This is a genomic window from Chitinophaga sp. CF118, from assembly GCF_900112615.1.
Classification (GTDB): Bacteria; Bacteroidota; Bacteroidia; order Chitinophagales; family Chitinophagaceae; genus Chitinophaga.
Window position 1 is genome coordinate 974,960 of the sequence record NZ_FOMK01000001.1, and the last position, 15,609, is coordinate 990,568.

13 protein-coding genes are annotated in these 15,609 nt (G+C 41.4%); 8 read left to right on the forward strand and 5 right to left on the reverse strand.

Features of this window, described 5'->3' with window-relative positions:
- Positions 1–381, forward strand: coding sequence for a DUF805 domain-containing protein (locus BM176_RS03775; RefSeq protein WP_090099694.1), 381 nt, complete (start codon positions 1–3; stop codon positions 379–381).
- A 45-nt stretch (positions 382–426) separates the two neighbouring features.
- Positions 427–1,326 carry an alpha/beta fold hydrolase gene (locus BM176_RS03780; RefSeq protein ID WP_090099696.1) on the forward strand — a complete coding sequence of 300 codons (900 nt, stop codon included), beginning with the start codon at positions 427–429 and terminating at the stop codon, positions 1,324–1,326.
- Between the two features lie 45 nt (positions 1,327–1,371).
- On the opposite strand, the gene BM176_RS03785 is transcribed toward BM176_RS03780, so the two are convergent.
- The 5 genes from BM176_RS03785 to BM176_RS03805 all read right to left on the reverse strand — a co-directional run bounded on the left by BM176_RS03785 (position 1,372) and on the right by BM176_RS03805 (position 5,277).
- Complete coding sequence (locus BM176_RS03785) at positions 1,372–2,262, reverse strand: amidohydrolase family protein (protein ID WP_090099698.1); 891 nt, start codon at positions 2,260–2,262, stop codon at positions 1,372–1,374.
- A 666-nt stretch (positions 2,263–2,928) separates the two neighbouring features.
- Positions 2,929–3,498, reverse strand: a complete 570-nt coding sequence (locus tag BM176_RS03790) for a phage tail protein (protein ID WP_090099709.1) — start codon at positions 3,496–3,498, stop codon at positions 2,929–2,931.
- A 33-nt stretch (positions 3,499–3,531) separates the two neighbouring features.
- Positions 3,532–4,077 (reverse strand): phage tail protein, encoded by a 546-nt coding sequence (locus BM176_RS03795; RefSeq protein WP_090099711.1) that lies wholly within the window; start codon positions 4,075–4,077, stop codon positions 3,532–3,534.
- A gap of 36 nt (positions 4,078–4,113) precedes the next feature.
- Positions 4,114–4,668 carry a phage tail protein gene (locus tag BM176_RS03800; RefSeq protein WP_090099713.1) on the reverse strand — a complete coding sequence of 185 codons (555 nt, stop codon included), beginning with the start codon at positions 4,666–4,668 and terminating at the stop codon, positions 4,114–4,116.
- A gap of 249 nt (positions 4,669–4,917) precedes the next feature.
- Positions 4,918–5,277: a DUF4180 domain-containing protein gene (locus BM176_RS03805; RefSeq protein WP_090099715.1), complete on the reverse strand. Its 360-nt coding sequence runs from the start codon at positions 5,275–5,277 to the stop codon at positions 4,918–4,920.
- A gap of 164 nt (positions 5,278–5,441) precedes the next feature.
- On the opposite strand from BM176_RS03805, the gene BM176_RS03810 reads away from it, so the two are divergent.
- From BM176_RS03810 to BM176_RS03835, 6 genes are all read left to right on the forward strand, one after another.
- Positions 5,442–6,056 carry an RNA polymerase sigma factor gene (locus tag BM176_RS03810; RefSeq protein WP_177230285.1) on the forward strand — a complete coding sequence of 205 codons (615 nt, stop codon included), beginning with the start codon at positions 5,442–5,444 and terminating at the stop codon, positions 6,054–6,056.
- Positions 6,057–6,104: 48 nt separating this feature from the next.
- The gene (locus tag BM176_RS03815) at positions 6,105–7,301 is read left to right on the forward strand and encodes a FecR family protein (RefSeq protein ID WP_090099719.1); all 1,197 of its coding nucleotides are present in this window, start codon (positions 6,105–6,107) and stop codon (positions 7,299–7,301) included.
- Positions 7,302–7,546: 245 nt separating this feature from the next.
- Positions 7,547–10,849 (forward strand): SusC/RagA family TonB-linked outer membrane protein, encoded by a 3,303-nt coding sequence (locus BM176_RS03820; protein WP_177230286.1) that lies wholly within the window; start codon positions 7,547–7,549, stop codon positions 10,847–10,849.
- A complete protein-coding gene (locus BM176_RS03825; RefSeq protein WP_090099724.1) occupies positions 10,849–12,249 on the forward strand; it encodes a RagB/SusD family nutrient uptake outer membrane protein in 1,401 nt (466 codons plus the stop codon). The genes BM176_RS03820 and BM176_RS03825 overlap by 1 nt, the downstream gene beginning before the upstream one ends.
- Positions 12,250–12,370: 121 nt before the next feature.
- Positions 12,371–13,297 carry an ABC transporter ATP-binding protein gene (locus BM176_RS03830; RefSeq protein ID WP_090099727.1) on the forward strand — a complete coding sequence of 309 codons (927 nt, stop codon included), beginning with the start codon at positions 12,371–12,373 and terminating at the stop codon, positions 13,295–13,297.
- Positions 13,298–13,307: 10 nt separating this feature from the next.
- Positions 13,308–15,593 (forward strand): DUF4350 domain-containing protein, encoded by a 2,286-nt coding sequence (locus BM176_RS03835; protein WP_090099729.1) that lies wholly within the window; start codon positions 13,308–13,310, stop codon positions 15,591–15,593.
- Positions 15,594–15,609: the final 16 nt, after the last annotated feature.

Below are 15,609 nucleotides of genomic sequence, written 5' to 3' on the forward strand. Positions count from 1 at the left end.
ATGTTTAAGTCTCCATTTTCATCTGAGGGACGTATCAGAAGAAAAGAATACGGCATTACACTAATTGTTTATACAATCTTAGCAACTCTGGTCAATACGTTATCTTCATTAGCGCAATTAGGAAATACCTCTTTGGATATGGATGCTGCAATTGGCATTGTAACACTTCTCCTTTACATACCAATACTCTGGCTGCTGCATGCTCAGGGAGCTAAACGATGCCATGATGTGGGTAAAGCTGCCTGGTGGCAACTCATTCCGTTTTATCCTTTTGTTCTGCTGTTTCGGAATGGTATTAAAGAATCGAATGAGTATGGAGTAAATCCCAAAGCTGATCCTACAGTCACGCTGATTGACGCTATAGGGCGAAGTGATAATTAAGCAGAATACCATTATCAATACATTTATACAACCAATTTCCTGCTTATGAAATCTATATTATTCCTCAGTACTTTCATCTTTTGCGTAATCTCCAGCAGTTATTGCCAGCAAACAAATACAAAGGATAGTAGTGTCCTTACATCTGACAGTGTTTCACTTTATCTTAAAGTATCCGGCAAGGGTACCCCATGTATATTTGTACATGGAGGACCCGGAGCCTGGAGCAGATCTTTTGAGGCAATGGGGGGCAACAGCCTGGAAAAACATCTCACAATGTATTATTACGACCAACGTGGTTGTGGGCGCTCCCAATCACCGCGTAATAACGACTACAGCCTTGACAGAATGATAGAGGATATTGAAAATATTCGCGTGCTGTCCGGATCTGATAAGGTTTACCTTTTGGGGCATTCGTTTGGTGGTATCCTCGCCTTTAAGTATGCAGAAAAATATCCTACCCATGTAAAGGGACTTGTACTTCTTAATGCTACACTTTATATAAATAACTCCCTACGCTCACAGATCCGGTTCATAAATCAGTTGTTAGGTGAAAACGTAGCTATGAAGAATGATGACTCCATTATGCAATCCTTCTTTATAGCGAAGGAGTTACTGAACAAAAAACAACTGGCATATAAAATGTTGTCCGACAATAAAGCCGCTATAGAAAAGCTGGATAGCATTGACGCGATCCCCCGTAACTATTCATTTGGACAACATGCATTTGGCATTCACGAATATTTGAATGACTTCACAACAGAAACTGCAAGGGTAAACATTCCCGTACTTGTAATTTCAGGAACAGAAGATCATAATATTGGTCCGGATCACTATAAATTATTCAGGTTTCCAAATCAACAGACAAAAATTATTAAAGGCGGCCATGTGCTCTATTATGAAAAGAATAATGAGTTTGCAGAAACCGTTTTCAGATTCATAAAATAATGTAAAAAGAGGAAAGCAGCTGTGAAACGCTTTCCTCTTTTGTTGTTAATCATGGGTTTTAATCTGTAGCAATCTGCATGCATTTGTATAGAATATTTTCTTTTCTTCTTCCCTCGTAAAGCCCATAGCGTGAACGCCATTAATCGATTCCGATGGAGTAAACACCGGAAAGTCTGATCCGAATAAGAACTGTTCCACTCCAATCTTCCGGATAATCCATACCAGTTGATCACGGAAAGGTGAGTCTCCCAGGAGAGGTGCAATTGCAGATAAATCGAACCAGATATTTTTTTTGTACCAGGGATATTTCTTCAATGCCTCAATAGTAATTAGCTGTGGAAAATTCACTAGTCCCGAATGAGCAAATATGAATTGTGTGGTCGGATTACTCGCCGCCAGCAGGATCAATTTGCCGATTTCATCGGAATCCCACGGACTATAACTATCAAACAGCAGCACCATATTCAATTCACCAGCTTTCTTCGCTACTACATTTACTTCCGCCGCCGCTACATCAAATTTTTGGGTATTGGGATGTAATTTTAGAATACGCACACCCTGGTTATGCACTCTTGTCATTTCTGCAAGCGCATCCGCTCCGTCCATTGGGTGTACAGAACAAATTGGGATTAAAGAAGGGTATCGTTTGCTCGCGGAAATGATGCTGTCATTTCTCAAGCGTGTATCCTTCATATTTCCTTTCTGTGCCATGGTAATGATAACTGCTTTTTCTATGGATGCTTTAGGCATGAAAGCAAGTATATCTTCCAGTTTATTTGTACGTTCTGCACTTAAATTATCTCCTTCTTCTATAAAAAGGTGCACGTGCATATCGATTATAGCACCCTTGTAAAATGTATCCTTTGACTGACCTCTACCATTGAATGAAATAAATAATAAGGATAAACCAAACGCGTATAGGAGCCGTTTTTTCATTAATAGTTGTTTATAGGTTTAAAATGGGTTATGACCTATGAATATAAGGATTATTATAGATCTGACGATGCTTCCGGATTCAGTTTGATTTTTTCATCCTGCCATTGCTCTAATAATTTCTCACCTAACCGATTCTTATTGGCAGATATCCATAACATTTTATTAAAAAATCCCCCTTTTGCAGGAGTAAAAACCTGTGCTATTCTCTATATCTTTAAATAGCAATACGTTTTGTAAAACCTTTAAACCTTGTTTTATGAAAAAGAGAACAATGCCAAAGCTGAGGCTTGACAAAATTAAGATTGGAAATTTAAGTACGAACAGCCAAATTGTAAACAAAGGAGATAACAGGTCAACAAACTCTTTATTTGCAGTTTGTAGTCAGATTTGCGCTAGCGTACGCTGCTCTTTTGAATGCTAAAGGAGAGCCAATAGATTTACAGATTAGGATCTATACCTATGAATCTTTTCAGCTAAGAGGTCTTCATTGTTTGCACATATAAATTGTTTCACCCTAAGGAAAGAGCTAATATTATTTACGATCCTGCCCTACCAGCAAACAAGATTAAAATTACAACATCAACTTTCTGATTAGTTTATTCCATTAACACACATCTGCAAACCCTGGTTTACAGATGTGTGTTAATGGAATAAACTGATCACTATTTACTGAAAAGATGGAAAGATACCGTTCAATGCGATAATGTAGTTAATACATACGTATGGCATCATGTTATCATGAGGCTGGGTTCCTCCCGTCATACTTAGCGAATTAACGTCGAGTGTTACATTGGGCGTACTGGGGCCTGATGGCAGCGGCAGTGTAGTATACAGTTTTACATCCGGATAAGGTGGTTGCACCGTACTGTCATTTCCGTTTGTTTGAGCAAGAAAATTATTAGTGGGGTCGCCGGTGGTAGCTGGGGTATTACTTGCCATCAGGGAATGGGTATGTGATGCTGTATTACCTGGAAGAAGAGTAACCTGTGGTGCTCCTCCTATTTCTCCAGGAATATAATTTCCACCACCCGCAAGCTGCCCCATCCCAACGCCTATCCTTACACGAAAATCAGGTAATGCAAAAGTGGTTATTCCATCACCACCATAAGTAGTACCCAGCAATGAAAAAAGCGCGGTTTCACTATTGATACTTTGCAAAGCACCGTTGCACAATGCCCAGCCAGCCGGGGCATAGTTACCTGCAAAGATTCTTATTTCTCCAAGGAAATTATCCATATAAATTAATTAAACGTTTTTGTATAAATGAGTTTATTGCCTGGAAGGATAGATCCCGATAGTTGCAATACAATAGTTCATAACAAGGAACGGCATCCTGTTTTCATGTGGAATGCTTCCTCCGGAAGATGTGATAGCAGGCGCAAGTGGAGCGGGGGTACCTCCCTGCGGAGCAAACAGATTAACTGTAGCTTTGTTTTTATTTCCAACATTGGTAGAGGTGTTGGCATTCGCGAAATAATTAGCAGATGGGCTACCCAGATCGTATGAAATGTTTGCAGATACCAGGTGATTGTGAGAGGGAATGTTATTAGTGGTTAGTGTAACATTTTCTGTACCTCCCACACTTCCAATTGGATAGGTTGTACCAGATAAACTGGAGCCTTCTCCGATAATTGCTCTGCCATTTAAATTGGGCAAGGCAAAAGTTGTTATGCCATCTCCACCGTAATATACCCCGAGCAATGAAAACAGTGCTGAATTCTGGCTGATCGACATAAGTTGACCGCTACACACTGCCCATCCTCTGGGGGTTCTATCAAAACCAAAGAGGCGAATTTCTCCTATAAAATTATCCATATGATGTAAATGAGATAAGGTTAGAAAATACAGATACTACGAATGTGGAGGGAATATTCCTTCTACACAGATCGAATATGTTAGTGCCAGATAAGGTGACATATTCTGGTGTGGTGTACTACCGCCTGTAAGACCTATTGACTGTTGATTTAGTATTGTACCATTGTTAAGTGTATCGGAATAAACAACAATACCCTGAGAGAGGCCGGATGAAAAAGCATTAGAGAGATATACATTGGCCGCAGGTTGCGCTGTAGCAACAGTTGTCTGTTGCAGGCTCGTACGCGTAACAGCCTGGATATTGTGATTATGGGCGGGCATGGTAGATGTTACCAGCGCTACCTCTTCACTGCCGCCGTTTTCTCCTGGGGTATCAAAACCGGAAATAGCGGGATTAACACCTGTTAATACTATTCCGCGGAGGTCCGGAACCTTAAAATTCGTAGTACCATTACCACCGAATTGAATACCAATAATAGCAAAAAGGGCCTGGAAAGAGTTGATACTATAAGTACTACCATCGCAGGCCAACCAGCCAACAGGTGTAAAATTAAATCCCAAAGCCCTGATTTCGCCAATGAAACCATCCATAAGTGTAAGTTTTTAGGTGAGTAATTGGTAGTTATAAAATGAAAGGGTAACCGGAGGAAGGGGTAATTCCACTCCGGTAATATCAAAATAAAATATTTTACTAGTTAATAAAATAAGGTTGTTATGGGGACCTCTTCTATTGATAAAGCAAATGGTAATTAATAAACAGTGCAGATGCAAAAAGGTTCAAACAATTTATTGATTGAGGGCTCTTAATCCAAATTATGGGTAGCGGTATTTAAGAATTTATCATTTCGACATTTTTTCAACAGCCAGTTCAACTGAATCCAGGAAATTGAAACGCTGTCCTTTATTACTTTCGTAAATGAAAGCTTTGAGACTCTTGCCTGGATATTTTGTGAATTCGCCGATGATGAACAGCTGTATTTTGTAGTTGGAGAATTTCTGGAGGACTTCTCCTGCGATACCAGTTTCCAGATTAAAGAAATCCGGTGTGATATTTTTTTCGTGGATAATTATTTTTTCAAAGTCCTGGTAGTAGAGGTCAACAATAAAATCGAGCGCATCCTCCTGATTTTTAATCAGGACTTCTTCTGAAATCACTTCTGCTATTTGAATGTCACCAATCTTGTGTATTTCTATGTTCATTATGGGTTGAATAAGGACAGGAATATTACCTGTAAAATAAAACAAATCAATTCGTAAATTTTAACTTTTAACTTCCCGAATGTAATTTTAACTTCTTTAGCCCATTCAGAAGATACCTTTTACTTCTGAATGTTTTTGATTAAATTTGGCTCAAACGCAAGGGGTTGGCCAATAACGGCATTTCAGATACTAATAAGCTTCATAATGATCAGGATATCATATCACGCTTTTCGCAAGGTGATGAAGTCGCGTTCCGTATAATATTTAATGAGCAGTTACGTCCCCTTTGTTACTTTGCTCATAAGTTAATAGGCCAGAAAGAAGAGGCCGAAGATATCGTTAGCACAGCATTTGCGAGCTTATGGGAACGCAGGCAGCAGTTTTCCGCTTTCAGTGCAGTAAAATCATTTTTATATATCGCTGTGCGTAACAGCTGCTATGATTTACTGAAACATCGCAACGTAGTAAACAAATCAGAAGATAATCTTCAATATACCGGCAATACACCTGATATTGCTGTTGATGCCCGCATCTTACAAACCGAATTGTTACAGATCATTCTCGGGGAACTGAACAACCTTCCTGAACGTTCCCGTCAAATCCTGGAATGGAGTTTTTTAGAGGAAAAGAAAACTTCCGAGATAGCAGCACTACTTTCTTTGTCTGAAGCTCACGTCCGGATGGAAAAATCCCGGGCATTATCACAGTTGCGTAAGTTACTGAACGACAAACAATTACTAGAATCCTTACTTCTCCTTTGGGTTATCCTGGAAAAATAATTTAAAATTCCTGTTGCACTTTCCTACCCCGGTCGTTTTAATATATGTATGCAACCAAACTCTGAAGTTTCGCCTTTATTAGTCCGCATTTTATATAAATGCCTGTCTGGAGCCGTATTAAGCTCCGGCGAGCAGCAGACTCTTGATGAGTGGTTGGATGCAGAACCACAAAACAAGATTGTGTACGCTGAGATCATGTCTGGCGAGTGGCCGGTTTCTGAACTGAAATACTATAATAGTATTTCATACGATGACAACTGGGCCAGGGTTCAACAGAAGATAGCAGGCGCTGCATTATATGAAGAGCGGCCTGTTAAACGGCTTCGCTTCTGGTGGGCCGCTGCTGCTATTGTTTTCGTGCTTCTGGGCGGCATATGGTTCCTGAAGCAACAGACTCAGCCGAAAAATGAAAAAGGAGTACAGCTGGCAGATATTGCCCCAGGTACCCAGGGAGCAATACTAACGCTGGCAGACGGATCTACGGTAGTGCTGGATAGCCTCAACAATGGTGTGGTTGCAAGCCAGCATGGAGTAAAAGCTGTTCTTATGAATGGCGAGTTATTGTACCAGAAAAGTGGCAGCGAAAGTGCAAATACCATTGTATATAATTCAATGACAACCCCCAAAGGCCGCCAGTTTCACCTGGTTTTACCGGATGGCTCTCACGTATGGCTGAATGCACAAAGTTCGATTCGCTATCCCACAACCTTTACAGGTAAGGAAAGAAGAGTGAATATCAGTGGTGAGGTATATTTCGAAGTGAAAAAAGATGAGCAGAAACCCTTTATTGTAAACGTTCCGGACAGGGCAGAGATAGCCGTACTGGGTACAGATTTTAATATAAAGGCATATATAGAAGAACCATCTCTTAATACAACTCTTGTAAACGGGACCGTAAAAGTATTGTCCACAAAAGGACAGAATGCAATACTCAAGCCTGGTTATACGGCACAGATACTTACCAGCCGGCCAGATGATATAAAAATAGTGCCAGCGGATATTGACCAGGTACTGGCCTGGAAAAACGGTGCTTTTTATTTTGATGACGCCACTTTACAGGAAGTTATGCGCGAGCTTTCCAGATGGTATGATATTGAAGTAGTATACGAACCGGGATTACCGGAAACCCGTTTCGGCGGAAAAATAAGCAGGGATGTAAGTCTTGCCGGTTTATTAAGAGGCCTTCAGGCCACCGGCGTACATTATAGAATTGAACAGGGACGAAAATTAGTGGTTTATAAATAATAGTAATCAATCAAAGATTGTCGATGACGCTTACCAGGAAATCTTAAATCAGAAACCAACCTATAAAACAAAACCGAAAGTGCTAGAACACTTTCGGCGCGTATGGTTGAGTCAAAATTCGCTTCAACACTCATTTTAACAACCAAACAATGCAATTTATGCAAAAAAATGCTGATTGTTCCGGGACCTTCGTGCGCCTGCCACAATGGCCCAAGGGCAGTCCCTTGCCAAATCTAATTCGGGTAATGAAATTAACAGTGATCTTACTGACCGTAGCTTTTTTGAATGTTCAGGCTACGGGGTTTTCTCAAAACGTTACGCTTTCAGGGAAAAATCTTCCCCTGAAAAAAGTGTTTAATGCTATTGAAGAACAAACCGGATTCATGGTGTTTTATAACCAGGATGTACTTGCGAATGCCAGACCTGTATCAGTATCTGTAAAGGAGATGTCTCTGACGTCTTTTCTGAATGTTGTGCTGGCAGATCTTCCGGTATCCTATATTATTGAAGGAAAAACTATTTATCTGTCACAGCAAAAAATTGTGACTCAAGCCCCGTCACAACTCCCTCCGGGAGAGATCAGCGGAACCGTAAGAAGTACTTCCGGAGAATTACTTGCCGGTGTATCCATTAAGTTAAAACGATCCAATACAGGTACCATCACCTCCCAGAAAGGAACGTTTAAGTTGAGCGATGTTGCTGAGGGAGACGTCGTACTGGTATCTATAGTGGGATATATGCCGGTAGAAATTGTTGTTCACAGCACAGGTGAAAGTTTTACCGCCGCTGTTGTCAACAGGTTTCAGGCAACATCATTAAAAGTTGTAAAAGGAGAAATTGCTATCATCATGACTCCTGTTGTAAGCAATCTCTCAGAGGTAATTGTAAATAAAGGGTATTATACAGAGAGCCAGCGCCTGTCTACCGGCAGCGTATCCAGCATAGACTCAAAAATAATTGAAAAACAACCTGTCACAAACGTATTACAGGCCCTCCAGGGACGAGTACCCGGATTAAGTATTGTTCAAAGCAATGGTTTCCCGGGCACAGCTTTTAATGTACAGGTAAGAGGTGTCAATTCTATGCTTAGAACCTCTACTCCTCTTTATATAGTGGATGGCGTTCCATTCCTGTCCGAAGCTATCAATGCACAAACGGGTACTGAAGTTACCGGGTCCAATGGTTCTACCAGTCCATTAAACAGCATTAGTCCGGCAGACATTGAACGTATCGAAGTACTGAAAGATGGCGATGCTACCGCTATCTATGGTTCCCGTGGGGCTAATGGCGTGATACTTATTACCACAAAAAAAGGCAAACCAGGAAAAACAAGGTTTGACCTGAATGTGAATACTGGAGTTTCACATATTCCTAAAACAGTGCCGGAATTAAATACAAAAGAATACCTGGAACTGCGCAAACTGGGATTCAAAAACTCCGGTACCACGCCTAATGCTACTAATGCGCCGGACCTGGTGCTTTGGGACCAGAATGCTTATACCGATTTTCAGAAACTGCTTATAGGAAATACCGCTAAATCTACAGATGTCAATGCGAGCGTGTCCGGTGGTGATCTCAGGACCAACTTCCTGATCAGTGGTACCTATCATAATGAAACAACTGTATACTACCTCGATAAATCGTACAAAAGAGGATCTGCAAATTTCAGTGTTAATCATAACTCTATAGACCAGAAACTGGGTATCAGCTTTTCAGTAATGTACAGTGCCGACAACAACAGGTTGGCAGTAGAAGACCTGACTTCCCGTGCATATCAGACATCACCAAATTTCCCCTTGTACAATCCTAATGGGAGCCTCTATTGGTCCGGATCACTGGTACAGAATCCAATAGCTGTTATGATGCGTACCAACCGTAACAAAACCTCTAACCTGAACAGTAATCTGAATATCCGTTACAGACCATTTGCAGGATTAGAATTTAAGATACTTGGAGGGTTTGGCCGTGCAGACATGGATCAGGCACAATTAATACCTCTTGCTTCGCAGGATAGGTCTGTGGCCACCAATACTTCGAGATCAATATTTTCTTACAGCTATACCAACAATTATATTGTAGAACCACAGGTGAGTTATGTGAGAGGTATCGGTCTGGGTAAAATATCTGCACTTATCGGCGGGTCATGGCAATACTCAAAATCCAGGCAGCCTTATTATACCCTTGCATCAGACTTTATTTCTGATGAATTCCTGGAAAATATAGGATCGGCGGCAACAGTAACTACAAGGTCCAGCTCTGCAGATTATAAGTTCGCATCTGTGTTCGCAAGACTGAACTACACTTACAAAGAACGTTATGTACTGAATGGTATCTTCAGAAGGGATGGATCTTCCAGATTCGGACCAAGCAACCGCTTTGGTAACTTCGGTTCCATTGGTGCAGCATGGATCTTTACCGATGAACCTTTCATGGCCGCTCAGCAAAAATGGTTAAGCAGCGGAAAACTTCGTGGTAGTTATGGTATCACCGGAAGTGATAACATCGGTAACTATGGTTATCTGGATACCTATTCATCTACCTCCTATAACTACAATGGTTCTCCAGGATTATTTCCTTCCCGTATAGCTAACAGTAACTATAAATGGGAACAGACGAAAAAGATAGAGATAGCGCTGGAACTTGGATTCTTAAAGAACAGAATACGATTCACGCCTGCTTATTATAACAATAACACAGGTAATCAGCTGATCACCTATACCATCAGCTCTCAGGCCGGTTTCAGCAGCTATCAGGCAAACATGCCGGCTACAGTGCAGAACAGCGGACTGGAATTGACATTAAGCACCATCAATATTGTGAAGAAAAACTTCACCTGGACCAGCAATTTCAATTTTTCAATGAACCGGAATAAGTTGAAATCATACCCCGATCTCAAAAAGAGTTCTTACTATACCAGGTATGTTGTAGGAGATCCTGTTTCCAGTATCTACATTTACAAATATGCAGGTTATGATAGTACCACCGGCCTGCCTAAAGTGGCAGACCTGGATAAGAGCGGTACTATTTCATCTGGACTGTATGCTAAAGGTCTGGGAGACCGGTATTATTATGGTACTTCCTATCCGAAATATTTTGGTGGGTTTAATAACTCGTTCACCTACAAACATTTTTCCCTGGACGTGATGTTACAGTTCGTTAAACAAACCGGCAGGGATTTGCTGGTATCCAATACCTATCCTCCAGGATATATCTATAATGTATCTAAATCATCACTCGATAAATATCTGGCCGATGGCCCGGCCGATAAGCGACATGTACTGGCAGGCTATAACAGCAGCATAGGCAATTATTTCGGCTCTGATGCAATGATGGTGGATGCTTCCTTCATTCGTCTGAAAAGCGTTGCTTTCTCATATGATCTTCCTGCTCAGGTAGCAATGAAGATGAAAATGAATGCTGCAAAGCTGTATATCCAGGGACAGAATCTGTTTACGATCACATCGTATAAAGGGTTTGATCCTGAATCGCAGGGAATGTCTCTGCCTCCATTACGTACCTTATCTGCTGGCTTAAAAATTTCTTTCTAATGAGACGAATAATGCTTTTCAATAGTATATTACTCATAACGGTGCTGACTGGCTGTGAAAAAATGATTGAGATTCCGGCGCCTATTACTGAAATGTCCAGCACATTGGTCTTCAGTTCGGAAAAGACGGCGTTGTCTGCATTGTCCGGAGCGATGAGCAGTACCACCAATTCTCTTACGATGTCTGTATATCTTACATCCTATACTGCAATGGCAGCTGATGAACTGAAATTCTTAGCTAACACCAACTATGAGGAATTAGAAAAAAACACTTATATGCCGCTGTCCAGCACTTCTGCTGTCAGCAACCTTAATACAATGTGGGCGGATCTGTATGCTGGTATTTACCGTTTCAACAGCTTGCTGGAAGGAGTACAAAACACTACAGCGCTTTCTGATTCACTGAAAATACAGTTATCCGCAAATGCAAAGTTTATGCGGGGCCTATGTTATTTTTATCTGGTAAATCTGTATAAAGATGTACCACTGATATTAGTGACAGATGTAAACCAAACAGCACTGGCTCCTAAAGACTCTGCAAGCAAAATATACAATCAAATCATTGCAGACCTCGTCCAGGCCCGCGATGTATTACCAGATAATTATACTTCCGTTACCGTTCCCGGTGCAAGAACAATCATTACCAAATGGGCAGCCAGCGCATTGCTGGCAAGAGTATATCTCTATACCGGACAATGGGCACTTGCAGAACAGGAAGCAACTAAAGTGATAGAAAGTAGTGGATCATTGTTTGTAATGACACCAACCGCGACTATCAGTAATGTGTTTGTAAAGAATAACAGCGAAGCCATTTTACAATTCGGTTCATACATTTCCGCAACAACCGGTTATACTTATGAAGGCATGAGCTTTGCCAGTAACGGTACACAGTATTCGCTGCTGCCAGAATTTATAAACAGCTTTGCATCAGGTGATGTACGACGTACAAAGTGGATCAGAGATACCACTTATTTAGGTGTACTTAACTATCAACCGTATAAATTCAAGGTAACAACCAGTGCTAACGGTACCGGACGTATGGAAGCCCCTACTGTCCTCAGACTTGCAGAGCAATATCTGATCCGTGCAGAAGCGAGGTTACAATTACAGCGCGCAGTTGAAGGTCGTGACGATATGAACGTGGTACGCGTACGCGCAGGGCTGACTGCCAGTACATCTACAGACGCTGCTGTTATTGCACTGGAAATCGAAGAAGAGAACAAACATGAATTCTTCTGCGAAAATGGTCACCGCTGGTTCGACCTTCGGAGAACTAATCGCATCGATGCTGTGCTGGGAGCTCTTAAACCAACATGGCTGCCACGTGCGGCTTATTTCCCTCTGCCACAAACTGCTATAAACGCCAATCCTAACCTAATACAAAACCCGGACTACCAATAGTCCCTTTACCCGGAATACATTTAGTTGTATTCCGGGTATTCCTTTCAGTTATCGCCATAAGTCTTCATGCATCAGAATATGATGTCAGGAACTTATTTGAATTTTCAAGGAAAATCTATTTATGGATACAAGTATTGTAAAAATTGAAAACCTTTCGCACAGGTACAGTCAAGCCTGGGCTATAAAGGATATCAACCTGGAGATCAGGCAAAAGGGTATTACCGGCTTTCTTGGCTCCAATGGCGCCGGCAAATCTACTACGATGAATATTTTGTGCGGTGTGTTAAATCAAACGCAGGGAAATGTATTCATAGATGGTATTGATCTGCGTACACGACCACTGGAGGCTAAGAAACTGATCGGGTTCCTGCCGCAGAACGCACCATTGTACCTGGACCTTACAGTAGACGAATATTTACGTCACTGTGCCTATATGCGACTTATTCCTAAAAATAAGATCCGGTCGGCCATGGAAGAAGCAAAAGAAAGATGCGGAGTAGCCCATTTCAGTAACAGGCTACTCAAGAACCTGTCTGGTGGGTATAAACAAAGAGTTGGTATAGCACAGGCTATCATTCACAAACCCAAACTGGTAGTACTGGATGAGCCAACGAACGGGCTTGATCCTAACCAGATCACAGAGGTGAGAGGACTGATTAAAGAAATAGGAGAAGACCGCTCAGTGATTTTTTCTTCTCATATCCTTTCAGAAGTACAGGCCACCTGCGATACCATTAAAATGATAGAACAGGGAGTAGTTGTTTTTAGCGGTACGGTAGATGATTTCAACAATTATATCGAGCCGGACTCCATGGTGCTTTATCTGAAAAATCCGCCAACAGAAGCAGAATTGCTGGCTATCGAAGGGGTTACACAGGTGAAAATTCTGAACAGCAACAAGATCAGGGTCAGCTTTAATTCCTCTCCGGACATTGCTGAAAAGATGATTGAATACAGCGTAAACAGAGGCTGGAAAATGCAGGAGATACATCTGGAAAGAAGTTCTCTGGAAGAAATATTTGCACGATTATCAAATAAGATTAAATAATTTTTTTAAGATGAAAATTGCTTTCAGAATAGCCCGGTTAGAACTCAGCAATCTGTTTTACTCTCCTGTTGCCTGGGTGGTACTGGTCATATTTATGATACAATCCGGCTGGGAGTTCAGCCACTTGCTGGAGCGGATGGAACGCGCCCAGCAAATGGGAATGGCGTCCTCCGATATGACGAATAACATTTTTTCAGGCTTTGCTGGTGTATTTACAAAAATAAAAGAGTACCTGTATTTATATATTCCTTTACTAACGATGGGACTTATCAGCCGGGAAACAGGTAGCGGCTCTATTAAACTTGTATACTCTTCTCCGGTAAAGGTCAGTTCTGTAGTATGGGGAAAATACCTGGCAATGGTAGTGTATTGTGTGTTGCTGATGCTTTGCCTGGCATTGCTCGAAATCATTGCAGGGTTTACTATTAAAAATGCAGATCTTTCTTTCATTACTGGTGGTATTATCGGTCTGTTTCTGCAGATATGTGCCTACTCTGCTATTGGCCTGTTTATGTCTTCACTCACCACTTACCAGGTAGTGGCGGCTATTAGCACACTGGCTTTACTGGCAGGATTAAATTATGTAGGACATTTATGGCAGGACATTGATTTTGTGCGGGACCTCACGTATTTTTTGTCGATCTCCGGAAGAGTAGATGAGTTCATAGATGGTCTCATTACCAGCAAAGATGTGTTTTACTTCCTCATCGTTATCTGCATGTTCGTGGGTCTTACTATCCTGAAACTGAAAGGCGACAGGGAATCCAGATCTCCCGTATTGAAATCGCTGCGTTATGTAACGCTTATCGCCTTCGCACTGCTGATAGGATATGTTACTGCACGTCCTCAGCTGATCGTTTACAGGGATATGACCGCGAGCAATAAACGTACACTTTCTCCCAACACGCAGCAGATTCTTCGTAAGCTGAAAGATCCAGTGAAGGTGACTACATACGTAAACCTGCTGGATCTGAATTATTATATTGGATTGCCATCTTCAAGAAATACTGACTTATCAAGTTATGACAAATACTTCCGTTTTAAGCATGATATAGAAGTGAAGTATGTTTACTATTACGACACTACGAATAACATTGAACTGTTCACGCGCAATAAAGGACTACCTGCAAAAGAAGTAGCGCGTAAAATGGCGGCTTCCATGAAACTGGATTTCAAAGATTTCCTTTCTCCTGAAGAGATCCGTAAAACGATCAACCTGAGTAGTGAGCAAAACAGACTGGTACGTGTAATACAATACGGTAATAAAACTACCTATCTCCGGATGTTCGACGACATCATACGTCAGCCCACTGAGAAAGAGTTTGCTGCTGCTTTTAAACGTCTGGCAGTAACACCGCCCAAGGCTGTATTTCTGAAAGGTCATAATGAAAGAAGTATACGTAGAATGGGCGACAATGATATAAAGCTTCCCACTACAGAAATCACCTTCCGCAGCTCGCTGGTAAATCAGGGATTTGATGTGGAGGAGATGTCGCTCGAAAATACAGATCTTCCCGCGGATATAGCCGTACTGGTAATCGCAGATCCCGGTACACCATACTCACCTGTAGAAATGAATAAGATAAAGAATTATCTCAATGCCGGAGGTAATCTGCTTATCGCTGGTGAACCAAAGCGAAGAGATATCATAAAGCCTTTATTGGACATGATAGGCGTACAACTGGACCCGGGTGTAATGCTCCAGAAAAGTGAAGATTTTGCTCCGTCGCTATTCCATGCCCCACTTACTCCGGAAGGAATGCAATTGCTGGGAGCCAGACCATCTCCTCGTTTGATGTCTGGAATGGTATTCCCTGGTGTTGCAACACTTTCATGGGATACATTAAATTCATTTAAGGTAACTCCTCTCATTGTTGCTAATACACTTAACTCAATCCGCAGAACTGCCCAGATAGATGACAGTCTGCGTTCTGTGGAATTCAATGATGTTTTACATGACGAAAAAGGAGAATTCCCGGTAGTGATAGCACTTACCAGGAATATAAATAAGAAGGAGCAACGTATCCTGGTATCCGGCGACGCTGATTTTATGAGCAATGCTGAATTACTGAGAAGTAATATTCAGACAGGTAATTTCACTTTTATGATGGAATTATTCAGATGGTTTTCATTCGATAATTTCCCTGTTGATGTATATAAAGAACCTTCTACCGATAATGCTATATTGACAAATGCAGGCGGAGTTTCTATGATAACATGGTTCCTCATTGCTGTGCTGCCTGGTATAATTGTAATCGCTGTTGCAATTATGCTTTTACGAAGAAAAAGAAGATAAAATAATATTTCCTACG

Bases quoted from the DNA above. Each gene is read 5' to 3' on its own strand.
- BM176_RS03775 (WP_090099694.1), top strand. From the start codon at position 1: ATGTTTAAGTCTCCATTTTCATCTGAGGGACGTATCAGAAGAAAAGAA.
- BM176_RS03780 (WP_090099696.1), top strand. From the start codon at position 427: ATGAAATCTATATTATTCCTCAGTACTTTCATCTTTTGCGTAATCTCC.
- BM176_RS03785 (WP_090099698.1), bottom strand. From the start codon at position 2,262: ATGAAAAAACGGCTCCTATACGCGTTTGGTTTATCCTTATTATTTATT.
- BM176_RS03790 (WP_090099709.1), bottom strand. From the start codon at position 3,498: ATGGATAATTTCCTTGGAGAAATAAGAATCTTTGCAGGTAACTATGCC.
- BM176_RS03795 (WP_090099711.1), bottom strand. From the start codon at position 4,077: ATGGATAATTTTATAGGAGAAATTCGCCTCTTTGGTTTTGATAGAACC.
- BM176_RS03800 (WP_090099713.1), bottom strand. From the start codon at position 4,668: ATGGATGGTTTCATTGGCGAAATCAGGGCTTTGGGATTTAATTTTACA.
- BM176_RS03805 (WP_090099715.1), bottom strand. From the start codon at position 5,277: ATGAACATAGAAATACACAAGATTGGTGACATTCAAATAGCAGAAGTG.
- BM176_RS03815 (WP_090099719.1), top strand. From the start codon at position 6,105: ATGCAACCAAACTCTGAAGTTTCGCCTTTATTAGTCCGCATTTTATAT.
- BM176_RS03820 (WP_177230286.1), top strand. From the start codon at position 7,547: ATGAAATTAACAGTGATCTTACTGACCGTAGCTTTTTTGAATGTTCAG.
- BM176_RS03825 (WP_090099724.1), top strand. From the start codon at position 10,849: ATGAGACGAATAATGCTTTTCAATAGTATATTACTCATAACGGTGCTG.
- BM176_RS03830 (WP_090099727.1), top strand. From the start codon at position 12,371: ATGGATACAAGTATTGTAAAAATTGAAAACCTTTCGCACAGGTACAGT.
- BM176_RS03835 (WP_090099729.1), top strand. From the start codon at position 13,308: ATGAAAATTGCTTTCAGAATAGCCCGGTTAGAACTCAGCAATCTGTTT.